Source organism: Streptomyces sp. NPDC045431 (assembly GCF_040646655.1).
Classification (GTDB): Bacteria; Actinomycetota; Actinomycetes; order Streptomycetales; family Streptomycetaceae; genus Streptomyces.
Map to the genome: position 1 here is coordinate 14,025 of NZ_JBEZAQ010000005.1, position 13,279 is coordinate 27,303.

The following is a 13,279-nucleotide window of genomic DNA, read 5'->3' on the forward strand; positions in this document are numbered from 1 at the left end:
CCCCGAATTTCCGGCTCCGACTTTTCCGGTGCAGCCGATTCCTCTTTTCCGCCGGTGCCGGGATTCCGCTGGGGGCGTGCGTCGTTTCCGTACGACGAGAGTTTTGCCTGTTCTCGACTCCGACTGAACCGAGCCTCGAGGTCGGGAACGCGCAACGCGGGTTCCCGAAGGGGGGACACATGCGGCAAAGGCAGGTGACATCGGCATTTTGCGGGGCGGTCGCCGGGAGAGTCGGCCGCTGCACCGAGCGCGTGAACCAGCCGTGCCGGTGGCCGTGGCGGTGGCGGTGGCGGTGGGCGCGGAGGTGCCCCCGGCCGACGTACCGGTACCGGGCGCTTCCAACCGGTCGGCGAGGGTAGACGAGCTCGCATGGCACACACCGGACGGGTGCGGGAGACGCTCACCGCTGCTGTCCGGTCGTACGGATCCGGGACGAGCACCCCAGCCTGAAAGGGAGTAGGGAGTTATCTGATGGCACGGACAGTCGTGCGGGAGAGGACCGAGGGAGAGCCACCGGGGCGAACGGCGTGGGACCGGCCGCTGCTGTCGCCCGTGGGACGAGCCGTGGCCATGCTGCTGGCGTTCGTGGGGATGGTGGCGTTCGCGGTCCTGCTCGCACGCCTCACGTTGGAGCCCTCGGTCGCCTCGGAGTCACTGACCCACAGCAATCTGCGTCCGGGGGACTCCATCCGCGCGTACCTCGGGCAGCCGGACCTTCGGGACGCGGCCAAGCAGATCGGCGGCAACGTGCTGCTGGGCGTGCCGTTCGGCCTGCTGCTGCCGGTGCTGTTTCCCCGCGCCCGGGGGCTGGTTCGGGTGGCGGTGGTCACCGCCCTCGTGATGCTGCTGGTCGAACTGGTGCAGGGCGCCCTCATCACCGGGCGCGCCTTCGACATCGACGACGTCCTGCTCAACACCACGGGGGCGCTGCTCGGTTACCTGCTGCTGGGGCGACTGCTGGGGCGTGCCGTGCACCCTCGGCGCCGCCACTGGTGGCACCGTTTCACCGGGCGGCGGCACGCGGCCGCGGAGTGACGCACGGGACGAGAGCATGGGAAAGGGCCCCGTTGGTCGTGGAACCAGCGGGGCTTTCCTTCGCCGTCAGAGCCGACGGGCCGGGGCGAACAGGGTCAGGCCTCCCCCGGTCCCCTCACTCCTCAGCTCCGGCGACGACCTCCGCAGCCGCTCCGCGAGCGGGCCGCGCGCCAGGACCCGGTCCGGGAAGCGCGACGGCGTCTCCCCCTCGTACAGCACGGCCGAGTCCCAGTCCTCGGGGTCGCCTTCCCCCTCCCGGTCGACGATCACGGCGCGGGTCGGCACCGGAAGTGCCGTCGCCGCCGCGACCACCGCCGCCTCGACCGTGTCGGCCTGCTCGGGTGTGAGGCCGTCCAGCCACAGCGTCTGGATCTCGCAACCGAGCGGTTCATACGCGTACGCGTCCACCACGTCGACGTCGGCGGAGAACCACCAGTTCAGGGTGAGGGACGCGATGCGCAGGCCCAGCAGCCGGCCGAGTTCCTCCGGCCGCATGAGGACGCCCTCCCCCTCGACGTCGAGCACCACGGCCGCGCCGCGCACCGGGTGGACGAGCGCGATGCCGTGTGCCGCGAAGAGCTCCGTCTGCTCGGCGAAGACCGGTGTGGCCGCCGCCTCCCGGTACCACCGGATGAATCCGTCGGCCACTGCTCCGCTGGTCCCCTCCGGCGCACTGCCCCGGCCCTGCTGGTCGAACTGGTCGAACTGGTCGTCAGGACCTTAACGCACCGCACGTTCACCGCGATCGGCGCCCGGTCACCACGAGGTTGCCGTCCGGGGTGCGCCGGGCGAGGTCGCCGGTGCGGAAGTAGCCGTCGGCGGTGAAGGAGCGTGCGGTGTGGTCCGGCGCCCGGTAGTAGCCCCGCACGGTGTACGGACCGCGCGCGAGGAGCTCGCCGTACTCCCCGTCGGGTACGTCCTTGCCGTCGGCGTCGACGATGCGGATCTCGTCGTCGGGCGAGAGCGGGCGGCCCTGCGTGGTGAGCACGGTCTCGTCCGGGTCGGCGGGCCGGGTGAGGGTGAGCAGCCCCTCGGCCACGCCGAAGACCTGCTGCAGGCGGCAGCCCCATGTAGCGCCCCACCGTTCGGCGGTCTCCCGGCGCCCGGGGGTGACGCCGCCGATCTGTACGAGGCGCAGGCTGCTCACGTCGGCCCGGATCGCGGGAGGGACGTCGAGCCACGACCGGGCGGCTTCCGGCTCCAGCGACGTGAGGGTGACCCGCTCGCGTTCGATGGCCGCGAGGCATGCGGCGGGTTCCGGGTCCTCGACCAGGACGACCGTGCCGCCGACGGAGAGGGTGCCGAGGATGCCGGGGCAGCCGAAGGCGAAGTTCTCCGCGGCGGGCAGCGCGGCGAGGTACACGTCGTCCTCGGTGAGTGACACCAGTGCGGCGGCGGCCCGGGCCTGGTAGGCGTAGTCGTTGTGCGTGCGCGGAACGAGCCGGGGCGCCTCGCTCGTACCGCCGGAGAGCAGGAGGAACGCGACCTGGTCCGCGCTCTGCGCGAGCGGTGGCCCGGGTGGCGCCTCGACGGAGCTCAGGGGGAAGTAGTGGCAGCCCGACACATCGGTCGCGAGGCCGCCGTACGGGGACGGGCCGCCTGGCGCGTCCAGGGTGAACACCCTCCGCAGGAAAGGCCCTTGGGCCGCGATGTCCGCGGCCATCGCCCTGTGGTCGAATCCCCGGTACGTCGAGGGCCCGACGTACCCGACGGCCTCGGTGACACGCACGATGCGGGACACCTCGGGCGCGCGGTGGGAGACCGGGCAGAACACGGGGACCGCGCCGACGCGCATCAGCGCGAAGACGGTGACGACGAACTCGGGGACGTTCGGCAGCTGCACGACGACCCGCTGCCGGGGGCGGAGTCCGCGCAGCCGGAAGCCGGCGGCCATCCGGTCCACGCGCCGGTTCAGGTTGGCGTACGTGAGCCGGGTACCGTCCTGCACGAGCGCGGTCCGGGGCCCGTACTCCAGGGCCCAGCCGCGCAGCAGGTTGTCCAGCGTGTAGCCACGCCAGTGCCCGGCCGCCCAGTAGCGGTCGGCGAACTCCTCGGGCCAGGGCGCGCAGCCGTCGAGCATGGATCTCATTCGCGCCATCCAATCCGCCAACGCCCCTCCGGACAATGCGCTTTCCCGACCATGGGTGCCGCCTCCCCTCGGTGGAACGTCCAAGGTGCGGGGTGGCGTCGCCCGGGCGGCGCCTCGGCAGCGGGCCGTCGGGCAGCGCAGCGGTGTCGCGGAGGGGCGGGCCACGCGGGCCACGCGGGTCACGCGGGTCACGCGGGTCACGCGGGTCACGCGGGTCACGCGGTGGTCACGAGCCGCAGCAGCCGCCCGACGGAGCCTCTTCGGTCCGAGCCGGGGCGGAGACGGTGGTCGCGGCGCCGAGCTGGATGAGTTCCGGGGCGGGGGCGCAGCAGCCGTCGGCGTCGTCCCCCTGGGCGTCGGGCGCGTCGAAGAGTCCCGCTCCGCCGCACACGCCGGTCTCGGGCAGCGTGATTTCGACGCGGTCGGCGGCGTCGAGGTCGCCGGCGATGGCCGCGACGACGGAGCGGACCTGCTCGTAGCCGGTGAGCGCGAGGAACGTGGGCGCGCGCCCGTAGGACTTCATGCCGACGAGGTACACACCCTTCTCCGGGTGGGCCAGTTCGCGGTGGCCGTGCGGGTAGACGGTGCCGCAGGAGTGCTGGTTGGGGTCGATCAGCGGGGCCAGCTCCACCGGGGCCTGGAGGCGTTCGTCGAGGCGGAGGCGGATCTCGGAGAGGAAGGCCAGGTCGGGGCGGAAGCCGGTCAGCACGATCACCTCGTCGACCGGGTCGAGACGGCGGCCGTCCTCGGCCACGAGGACGAGCCGTGCGCCGTCGCGCTCGATCGCCTCGGTACGGAAGCCCGTGACCGCGTCCGCGTACCCCTGGTCGACGGCGGCCTTGGCGGCGAGGCCCAGAGCGCCGCGAGCGGGCAGCTGGTCGGCGGTGCCGCCGCCGAAGGTGGAGCCGGAGATGCCGCGGCGCAGGATCCACACCGCTTTCGTGCCCTTCCCGTCGCCGGTCTTGGCGAGGTCGGCGAGGGTGGCGAGCGCGGTGAAGGCGGAGGCTCCGGAGCCGATGACGGCGGTGCGCCTGCCGGCGTAGCGGGCGCGTACGGCCGGATCGTTCAGGTCGGGTACGCGGTAGGTGATGCGGTCGGCGGCGGCCCTCTCCCCGAGCGCGGGGAGACCCGACGCACCGGCGGGGCCGGGGGTCGTCCAGGTGCCGGAGGCGTCGATCACGGCGCGGGCGGTGATGCGGTCCTCGCGGCCGTCGGCGTACTCGACGTGGACGACGAACGGCTGGGTGTCGCGGTCGGCGTCGACGATCCGGTCGCGGCCGGCGCGGGAGACGCCGGTGACGGTGGCGCCGTAGCGGACGCGGTCGCCGAGGGCGTCGGCGAGCGGCTGGAGGTAGCGCTCGGCCCAGTCACCGCCGGTCGGGTACGTCGTGGGGTCGGGCTTCACCCAGCCGGTCGGGGCGAGCAGCTTCTCGGCCGAGGGGTCGGTGACCTCGCCCCAGGCGGAGAAGAGCCGCACGTGCGCCCAGGCGCGCACTGCCGCACCGGCGGCCGGGCCCGCTTCCAGGACGAGGGGCTCGATGCCGCGCTCGAGGAGCCGGGAGGCGGCGGCCAGACCGACGGGCCCAGCACCGATCACGAGGGTGGGCAGCTGTTCGGTGGCGGTGGCGGTCACGGCGGTTCCCCTTTGCTACTTCGACGTACGTCGATGTCCTGATGCCGCCAGGATGGCATCTGATTCGACACCCGTCAACATAGACATTCATCAAATTGAGCTGGATGGGGGAACCTTCGAGCGCGAGGACAGGCCGGAACACCGACCACCCGACCGGTACGTACGATCTCGCACTCACTCACCCAACTGGTTCGACGCGTGTCAACATAGACACATGTCGAATATCGAGGTGCTGCCCCTGCTCCAGCCCGAGGTCGAGCCCGCGGTCGAGCCGTGCTGCCCGCCGCTCACCGAGCGCCCGCTGACGGCCGAGGAAGCCGAGCACACTGCCGTCATGTTCAAGGCGCTGGGCGATCCGGTCCGTCTGCGGCTGTTCTCGGCCGTCGCCTCCCACGAGGGCGGCGAGGCGTGCGTGTGCGACATCTCCGACGTCGGCGTCTCCCAGCCGACCGTGTCCCACCACCTGAAGAAGCTCAAGGAGGCCGGGCTCCTCTCCTCCGAGCGGCGCGGCACCTGGGTCTACTACCGCGTCGAGCCCTCCGTACTCGCCGCCCTGGGGCAGCTGCTCACCAAGGCCGCCGCGGTCTGACATGCCCGCCCTCGACGTGTGACCGACCGGCCCGAGGCGCGGGTCCAGCACCCTGCGGCCGGTCTCAGGCGGCCTTCCTCCAGACCTTCATGCCCAGTTGCAGGAAGGCGGCTTCTCGTAGGGCCGTCTGCTTGACCTGGATCGTGAGCACCCCGATGTCGCCGGAGGCGTTCTTGACGCAGAGCTGGCTGCCGTCGTCCGCCGCCACGAGGGACCAGGTCCGGTAGTCGGAGCCGATGGCGCCGCTCAGGAGGTGACGGCAGACGTCGAGGGAGGCGGTCTTTCCGTTGAACAGCTGCACGAACACGCTGGTGTCGCTGCTCAGCGCGCAGTCGACGTCGCTCTCGCAGTCGAGGCGGATGTCCCCCTTACGGTCCTCGCGCAGCATCGGTTCCCGGAGACTCAGGGAGTTCTTCCCGTCCAGCCACGCGAGGGACAGCACGGCGGCTCCCGGCGCCGGGGAGGAGTCCGGGACGGGCTGCGGCCCCCGGGAGGAGCCGCCGCCCGTGGTCGGCACGGTGCTCGCAGGCGGCGCCGCGGACCGTGCGGGCTTTCTCGGCCCGGGTGTCGAGGCGGGGGTGTCCGCGGCCCGCTCGCGGAGGCCGAACCGGTCCCCGGCGAGCCACGTCAGGCCCGTCAGCAGCAGAGCGCCCGCCGTCACGGCCGCGCCCGCGATCAGTGCGGTACGCCGTCCGGGCGCCCCACCCCGTACGGGCCTCAGCGACCGCGTCGCGGCCTCGGTCGACGGAGCGGCGGGTGTGCGCACCGGGCCCGGAACGGTCGTCTCGGGCCCCGTGACCTCGCGCCACACGATCGGCCCGCCGCCCGCGTCGGCATCCGTGTCCAGTCGCCGCCGGCACCACTCGACGACCTCCGCCAACGTGGGCCGCTCCCCCGGGTCGGGCGCCAGGCACCGGGCGAACAGCGGGCGCAGCGGCGCGGGCAGCCGGGACAGATCGGGTTCCTCGTGCACGATCCGGTACAGCACGGCGGCCGCGACGCCATCCCCGTACAGCGGTTCGCCCAGCGCCGCGAAGGCCGCCGTCTGGGCCAGCGCGAAGACGTCGGTCGCCGGGGTGACAGCACCGGCGGTCGCCTGCTCGGGGGCCATGAAGTGGGGTGTGCCGACGGTGGTGCCGGTGGCGGTGTACGAGGAGAGGTCGGCGGCGGTCGCGATACCGAAGTCGATCACCCGTGGCCCGTCGGTGGCCAGCAGCACATTCGACGGCTTGAGGTCCCGGTGCACGATCCCCGCGGCGTGGATCGCCTGGAGCGCCTCGGCCACGCCGACCATCAGCCACAGCACGGCGGACACCGGCAGCGGACCGCGCCGGGCGACGGCCTCCGTCAGGGACGGCCCGGGCACGTACAACGTGGCGAGCCACGGGGGTACGCCGTCGGTGTCGGCGTCGACGAGTTCCGCGGTGTACGCGCCCCTGACCCGGCGGGCGGCCTCCACCTCCCGGCGGAACCGCCGCCGGAAGGCCGGGTCGTCGGCCAGTTCCGGCCGCACCACCTTGATCGCCACAGGGCGGCCGCCCCGGGTGTGCGACAAGTACACCCGGCCCATGCCCCCGGCGCCGAGCCGGGCCGCGAGGCGGTAACCGGCCACGACGGGAGGGTCGTCCGCCTGGAGCGGCTGGAACACCTCGGCGGTGCTGCTCATCGGACGGTCGCCCTCCCCCTGATCCCCGACCGGCCGACGGGCCGACCCCGGGACAGAAGCCTAGACGGGCCGCGTGGACCCGCTGACCTGGGATGCTCCGGCCGACCGGCGGACGTCCGGTGTGATCACTCCAGTGGTCGAGCCGGCAGTCGAGGCGACGGCAGAGGCGTACGCGCAGGATGCGTCGGGCATCACGGGCGCCGGGGCCGCTGGGGGACGGTGGGGGCCGGTGGGGCCCATCGGCGGTTGGGAGGCGGCGTGGACGAGATGCCGTAGTCCTTCTTGAGGTTCTCGGGGATGGCGTAGTGCATGACGCGCCCGCGTGTGAGGGTCGACAGCTCGAAGATGGTGGTGAGGTGACCGAGACGGTCCAAAGCCCAGGCGCCGAACGGGGAGCGGTCCTCGATGGTCTCCAGAACACCGAGGAGACGGGGAACGGCCTTGACGACGGTGTCCCAGCGCGTGCTGGGCACCCCCAGCCAGTCGGCACACGTATCCCCGATGAGGTAGCGGATGAGCGCGGAGACGATCGGGTCGAAGAGCGTGCCGGGCACGACCTCCTCGTAGAGGTCGATCAGCTGCCGGGTCAGGTGCACTCCCTCCTCGGAGGGCCCCATGTGCCGGATCATGTACAGGTCGAGGAACTGGCGGGCCTCGTCCAGGGATGGGGGGACGGCGTCCTGATCGACGCCGAGCATGGCGCCGACCACCCGCCAGGCGTAGTAGTAGGCGTCCGCACCCTCCATGGACATGTGGATGCCGAGGCGGTGCAGGCTGTCCAGGACGAGCAGTGAGAAGAACATCTGCCCGCCGATCATGTCCTCCTGGCAGATCGGCACCCCCGCCTCCGCGGTGTTCCACCGGTTCTCGCGCTTGAGGTGGTGGCGGATGGAGGCGTGCAGCAGGCGGACCTTCTGCGCGGCCGGAATGAAGCGGCTGCCGGCCTCGAAGGCGTCGGGCTGCATCAAGTAGACGGTGAACTGGCCCGTCTCCGCCATCCGCTTGGAGGGGTACTTCAGACCGTGAGTCGCCGAGAGGAGCTTGGCCACGTGGGGGACGACGTAGCAGGCGGGCATGGAGGCGAACGACAGGGCGGTGGAGATGTGCACATTGTTGTCGGCGAAGAAGAGGCGCGCCTTCTCCATCTCACCCCAGTCGACCCAGGCCGGCGGGGCGCTCGTGGCGTGAAGGTACTCACGCGCGACGTCGGGCAGGCCTTCCGGCAGTGGAGCGCCGACGGTGGAGACGTACCGCATCAGCGTGTTGAACTTCCCCACCTCCCCGCGTTCGAAGAGCGTGGCGACCGTGGCATCGGCCAGATCGTCGCCGGCCTGTCGCAGGGCGTTCATGGACGCTTCGGTGTAGGTCATGGCAGGGCTCCTTGATCTCCGTCAGGAACGGCGGACCGCTGCCGAGTGCGCCAGGGCGGTGAGAGCGGTGGCGGCGGGCGCGGGCAGGTTCAACTCGTCGAAGACGCGGAGAGCCTCCTCGACCCTCGCGTTGATCATGTTTTCGATGCGGTCAGGCGCCTTCAACCGGCGCATCACGTCGCGTACGGCCTCCACACCGTCCTCGTCGGGGTCGTCCGGGTCGTCCCGCCCGAGCAGGTGACGCAGCCGCTCGCGTTCGTCCTCCCCGGCGAGTCGCCAGGTCTCCGCGAGGAGGGCGGTGGGCCGATGGCCGCGTACGTCGTCGGCGCCGGCCTTTCCGGTGAGCACAGGGTCTCCGAACATGCCGAGCAGGTCGTCCCTCAGCTGGAACGCCTCCCCCAGCGGCACGCCGTACGCGGAGTAGCCCTCGCGCAGCCGCTCACCGGCCCCGGCGAGCGCGCCGCCGATCAGCAGTGGCTGCTCCACGGTGTACTTGGCCGTCTTGTAGCGGATGACCTTCAGCGATGCCGCCGTGTCGGGGGCCGCGCCCGTGTGCAGGATCTCCAGGCACTCCCCCGCGATGAGGTCCCTGGCCAGCGCCGCCCACAGGGGGCGGGCCCGGCCCAGGTAGGCGGCGGGCAGACCGCTGGTGATGAACAGCTGTCCGGCCAGCGACATCAGCAGATCCCCGACCAGCATGGCCAGTGACCGGGCGGCCCCGGCGGGCCGCGGATGGTGCTCCACAAGACCGCGCAGGGCCAGGTGCGCGGTCGGCCGGCCGTGCCGCAGCGGACTGTCGTCGATGAGGTCGTCGTGTACCACCGCGGCCGCGTGCACCAGCTCCATGGAGGCCGCCGCCCGCACCAGCGCGTCGCTGTCCGGCTGTCCCACCGCGCGCCAGCCCCAGTAACAGAACGCCGCCCGCAGCCGTTTGCCGGCCGCGACCGCCGCCTCCACCTCGTCGGCCACCGGGCCCAACGCCGGGTCGACCGCCGCGAGCCGGTCGGCCTCCTCCGCCACGAAACGCCGCAGCACCTCGTCGACACGCGCCTTGAACGCGCCCGGCTCCCACGACTCAGACGTCATCGTCGGCCCGCCGAGCCACCGCGTGCCGGGCGAGCACCTCGAGGTAGGCCGGAGGTGCAACCGCGTACCGGTCGAGGACCAGGCGCCCGCGCGCCATCAGGTCCCGCTCGGTCTCCGACGCCAGCTGAGAGGCGTCCGAACGTCTCAGCAGCCCCCTCACGGTGCCGAGTGCCGTTCCCAGTGCGCCCACCGCCACATCCGCCAACCCCGCGGCCAGCAGGACCGCCCGCCCGTCCCGTCCCCCACTCACTCCCGTATCCCGCGTCATGCCATCCCCTAGCCACACTGCGTCCGACGCCGTCACCGCGCTACGCGGAACAGCGTCGTGCCGAACCGGGCATCGGGGCAGGGGAACTCACCAACGAGTGATCATGTCGATCGGGCGTACGGCTCACCTGCGCGCGGCCCGGGTGTACGGCTCTGCGTCCGCATGCCAAGCAGCCCTGCCGTGACGCCCCGGACGCCTGGGGCCCGTTGGAAACGCTCCTGTGCGCCACCGGCGCGCAAGCGGTCTGCCCCCACATCACCTTCCCGCCGAAGCCGCTTTATCGACGAAGCGGCGGACGGCTCGGTAGCCGGCCTGGGCAGGGCTCTCGCGTTCTTTCCGGCCGTTCGGTCAGGGAGAGGGCACCTGTTGTTTGCCCGTTGTTTCGGGCACGGGTAGCTCTCGGGGCATGCGTGACTTAGTGCGGGAGCGGTACTACCGGCATCGTGCCCCGGTCTACGACGAGACCAGCTATCGCGGTGCCCCCGGGGTGAACGCCGGCCTGGACCGGGAAACCGCCGACATCGGGAAGCTTCTCGCCGCGCTGCCCGAAGGACGAGCTCTGGATGTGGCGTGCGGGACCGAGGTGTGGACCCGGTTCCTCCGCGGTCCGGTCGTCACCCTGGACCAGAGCGCGTCGGGGACGGCCAGCATCCTGAGGACGCGCCCGTCGGTCTCCAGGTGCACCGCGTTGTACGTGACCACGCGGCCGGCCGGTGAGAGTACGGTCACCGGCGCTTCGTGCGCGATGCGGCCCGAGGCGATGTCGACGACGGCGATCCCGCCGAGGCTGAAGACGCCGCCCCCGGCCAGGGGGTACTCCGTGATGCCCGTGCACACCATGTGGCCGCCGCCCGCGCTCACACAGGTCTGGTAGTCGACGAAGTGGCTCCTGTTCTCGGCCCGGTGCATGAGCTCGCCCTCGACCGTGAACGTGAGCACCCGCCGGGAACCCAGGTGACGGCGTGCAGCAGCCCACTGGGGCGATCGCGGACGATCCCGCCGATGTGGTCGTCGAACCGGAACGCCTCCCGTACCTCCAGGGTGTCGGGGTCCACCCGGTAGACGATGGAATGGGAGTCGGGCCGGTACTCCGCCGTCGGTACCCACAGGGATTCACCGTCGAAGTCGATACCACCGGGGTGGTACATCGTGCCCTCGCCCACGCCGACCCAGCCCACCTCCGCTCCACCGGCGTCCGTGACGAACACGTGGCCTTGCCCGCGGCCGGGAGTTCGGTCGTAACCGTCGACGGACTTGTCATGGAAGCGCGTGGCCTCGGTGATCTCCGCCATCGACACATACAGCCGGTGATCACGGCCACGCGTGACGCCTTGAGGGTGGTGAGCGGGAAAGGCCAACGGCACCTGCGCGGCCACCGTCCACGGTGTGTTCCGGGTGAGCTGCCGCACCGCCACGACGACGGCTTCATTCGAGTCGTCGCCCACACCCGTGGCCACTGCGGAATCAGAAAGGCTCATAATCCGGTGACCGAGACTTTGCCCGCTCCCGTAACGGGAGACGCTTCGCCCGTCCCCGCGGACGACGCAGCGCAGTCCGCGCTCTGCACCAAGAGGCGCATCCGCTTCGCCTTGAGCATTCTCGGCGAGCCGAGGCCGCCGTCCCGTGGATAGGCAACCACCAGCCGTCATGACGGCACTAGTTGAGCCTCAGTAACCATGCAACGAGCTCGTTAGCCGTCGAGGAGGAAGTACACCGCCATCACGGCGTGGAGGACGATCATGGCGCTGCAGCAGACGACCAGGACGGCGCCCGCGTAGGTGTTCACCAGGTGCGTGAACGGCGATGCCGGCACCAGCACGTCCGCCGGGTCCTCCGGGGGGTGGGCCACGGTGATCGTGGGGCCGGCCTCGCCGTGCACGAAGCCGCGGTACGTCCCGGTCGCGTCCGGGTAGATGTACGCCCCGCGGGACATCGTGGCCCGGGTGGCGGTCACCATGACGCCATGCCGGTACAGCCAGCGTTCCCGCCGCGCGCGGATCACCCCGTACAGGCCCATCCACAGGCCCAGCCAGGCGAAGCCGCCGACCGGGACCGTGAGGAGCACCAGGTCCCACCTGCCCAGCAAGCCGGCCACCACGCAGAGGACGACGAGCGCCAGCAGGTGCGACAGCGTGCCCCGCAGGATACGGCGGTGGAACCTGGTCCGCCAGGTGGGGGCGAGCGAGCGGACCACGGCGAACGGGGCTCCGTCGACGTCGTCGCTGTCCGTCCGGTTCGCCAGGATCGCGTTGACCCCGTCGGCGAAGGCGGTGGCCGCCGCCTCGTCCACGTCGTCGATGCGGTGCACGCGCGGCGTCGCCCCGGCCTTCGCCCGCAGTTCGATCAGGACCGAGCCGCCCTCGGCGCGTATCCGGCCCAGCCCATCGGGGGTGAAGGTGACCTGCTCGCGCGGGAGGTCGAGGACCAGTCCGAAGTCCTCGGCGGACAGGACGGCCCCGCCCCGGCCTCGGAGCACCGGGAGGGAGGAGATGGAGGTCGACATGGGCATGATCGTAGAGCGGGGTGCTGTCCCGGTCAGCCCCTCGGATCCCGACGCCGTCGGGCGCCGGGGTGTCGAGAAGGGCGGCGATGACGACCTTGGCGAAGGCGAGCGCCCCGCTCCCGTCGACATCGGCGAGCAACCGCACGACACCACGAGTTCAATCTCAGGGTGCGTGCGCGAAGGTCAGGGGGCCCATCGCCTTGTAGAGCGGTGCCTGTTCTACCGCCTCTCGGTAGACGGCGAGCAAGTCGTCATAGACGGCTTCCAGTTGGGCGTCGCTTCGTGCTGCCAGGGCGCAGCTATGGCGCCTGAAAATGTGCCATTTCGACAAGCACGGACCGGGCCCGGGCAAGGAGCTGGTGCCCGCGCAGCGTGGGGCGGCAGCCGTCGGGCAGCCGGAGGAACAGTGCCCCGCCGAGGCTCTCTTCGATTCGGCGCACCTGCGCGGTCAAGGTCGGCTGGGCCACTCCCAGTACGCGTGCCGCCTTGTGCAGGCTGCCGGCATCGGCAAGGCGGTCACCACGCGTAGATGCCGTATCTCCAGGTCCATGGGCGAGAGCAGGACGCCATTCAACATCCACCAAGAGGTTGGCGGCGAACCTGTCTCAGGTTCAACGGCGCCTTGCTACCTGATAGCACTGGCCTATCGGGCTTTAGCAGCCTCCCCAGCTGTCATTTCCGGGGCACATACTCGTCGCGCACGCACTCGGCTCGCCCCGAGTCAAAGTAGTGAGGAGACCCCCCACCATGCAGGTTCGCAAACTTCCCCTGCGCGCAGCCGCCTGCGGCGCCGGGCTTGCCGCAACGCTCGTCCTCGGCACCGTCGGTCAGGCCACGCTGCCCCCGCTCCCGTCGGCACGCCCACGCACACTGCCGCCGCGCACGCCCCCACCAGCGACCGGCAGTCCACCTCGCGGTACACGGCAACCGCCGCGTACACCGACTGGATACGGTCCGCGGCCTCCAACGGCTGCCCGGCACCCGGCACCGGGCACCGGGCACCGGGCAGGGGAACTGGCGCAGCCGCCTTGGTCCGGCAC

The 13,279-nt window shown here is 71.7% G+C and carries 12 protein-coding genes and 1 pseudogene; 2 read left to right on the forward strand and 11 right to left on the reverse strand.

Features of this window, described 5'->3' with window-relative positions; translation table 11 throughout:
* Nucleotides 1–471 precede the first annotated feature (471 nt).
* Nucleotides 472–1,035, forward strand: coding sequence for a VanZ family protein (locus AB0A69_RS13675; protein WP_361419868.1), 564 nt, complete (start codon nucleotides 472–474; stop codon nucleotides 1,033–1,035).
* A 66-nt stretch (nucleotides 1,036–1,101) separates the two neighbouring features.
* On the opposite strand, the gene AB0A69_RS13680 is transcribed toward AB0A69_RS13675, so the two are convergent.
* From AB0A69_RS13680 to AB0A69_RS13690, 3 genes are all read right to left on the reverse strand, one after another.
* Nucleotides 1,102–1,683: a hypothetical protein gene (locus AB0A69_RS13680; protein WP_361419871.1), complete on the reverse strand. Its 582-nt coding sequence runs from the start codon at nucleotides 1,681–1,683 to the stop codon at nucleotides 1,102–1,104.
* Nucleotides 1,684–1,771: 88 nt separating this feature from the next.
* Nucleotides 1,772–3,124, reverse strand: a complete 1,353-nt coding sequence (locus AB0A69_RS13685; RefSeq protein WP_361419874.1) for an AMP-binding protein — start codon at nucleotides 3,122–3,124, stop codon at nucleotides 1,772–1,774.
* A gap of 226 nt (nucleotides 3,125–3,350) precedes the next feature.
* Nucleotides 3,351–4,757 carry an NAD(P)-binding domain-containing protein gene (locus tag AB0A69_RS13690; protein WP_361419877.1) on the reverse strand — a complete coding sequence of 469 codons (1,407 nt, stop codon included), beginning with the start codon at nucleotides 4,755–4,757 and terminating at the stop codon, nucleotides 3,351–3,353.
* Between the two features lie 214 nt (nucleotides 4,758–4,971).
* Between AB0A69_RS13690 and AB0A69_RS13695 the strand changes: the two genes are divergently transcribed.
* Nucleotides 4,972–5,346: a metalloregulator ArsR/SmtB family transcription factor gene (locus tag AB0A69_RS13695; RefSeq protein WP_361419880.1), complete on the forward strand. Its 375-nt coding sequence runs from the start codon at nucleotides 4,972–4,974 to the stop codon at nucleotides 5,344–5,346.
* Between the two features lie 64 nt (nucleotides 5,347–5,410).
* Here the strand turns inward: AB0A69_RS13695 and AB0A69_RS13700 are convergent, their stop codons facing one another.
* From AB0A69_RS13700 to AB0A69_RS13735, 8 genes and pseudogenes are all read right to left on the reverse strand, one after another.
* On the reverse strand, nucleotides 5,411–7,012 hold the full coding sequence (locus AB0A69_RS13700) for a protein kinase (protein WP_361419883.1): 1,602 nt from the start codon (nucleotides 7,010–7,012) through the stop codon (nucleotides 5,411–5,413).
* A 191-nt stretch (nucleotides 7,013–7,203) separates the two neighbouring features.
* The gene (locus tag AB0A69_RS13705; protein WP_361419886.1) at nucleotides 7,204–8,382 is read right to left on the reverse strand and encodes an oxygenase MpaB family protein; all 1,179 of its coding nucleotides are present in this window, start codon (nucleotides 8,380–8,382) and stop codon (nucleotides 7,204–7,206) included.
* Between the two features lie 21 nt (nucleotides 8,383–8,403).
* Entirely contained in the window at nucleotides 8,404–9,468 is a 1,065-nt protein-coding gene (locus AB0A69_RS13710; RefSeq protein ID WP_361419889.1) for a polyprenyl synthetase family protein, read from the reverse strand.
* On the reverse strand, nucleotides 9,458–9,736 hold the full coding sequence (locus AB0A69_RS13715) for a polyprenyl synthetase (protein ID WP_361419892.1): 279 nt from the start codon (nucleotides 9,734–9,736) through the stop codon (nucleotides 9,458–9,460). The genes AB0A69_RS13710 and AB0A69_RS13715 overlap by 11 nt, the downstream gene beginning before the upstream one ends.
* Before the next feature lie 468 nt (nucleotides 9,737–10,204).
* Complete coding sequence (locus AB0A69_RS13720; protein WP_361419895.1) at nucleotides 10,205–10,675, reverse strand: DUF6454 family protein; 471 nt, start codon at nucleotides 10,673–10,675, stop codon at nucleotides 10,205–10,207.
* Nucleotides 10,594–11,385: a DUF6454 family protein gene (locus AB0A69_RS13725; RefSeq protein ID WP_361419898.1), complete on the reverse strand. Its 792-nt coding sequence runs from the start codon at nucleotides 11,383–11,385 to the stop codon at nucleotides 10,594–10,596. The genes AB0A69_RS13720 and AB0A69_RS13725 overlap by 82 nt, the downstream gene beginning before the upstream one ends.
* A 41-nt stretch (nucleotides 11,386–11,426) precedes the next feature.
* A complete protein-coding gene (locus AB0A69_RS13730) occupies nucleotides 11,427–12,239 on the reverse strand; it encodes a hypothetical protein (RefSeq protein ID WP_361419901.1) in 813 nt (270 codons plus the stop codon).
* A gap of 320 nt (nucleotides 12,240–12,559) precedes the next feature.
* Nucleotides 12,560–12,789 (reverse strand): annotated as a pseudogene (locus AB0A69_RS13735) (LysR family transcriptional regulator); the annotation flags it as partial.
* Nucleotides 12,790–13,279: the final 490 nt, after the last annotated feature.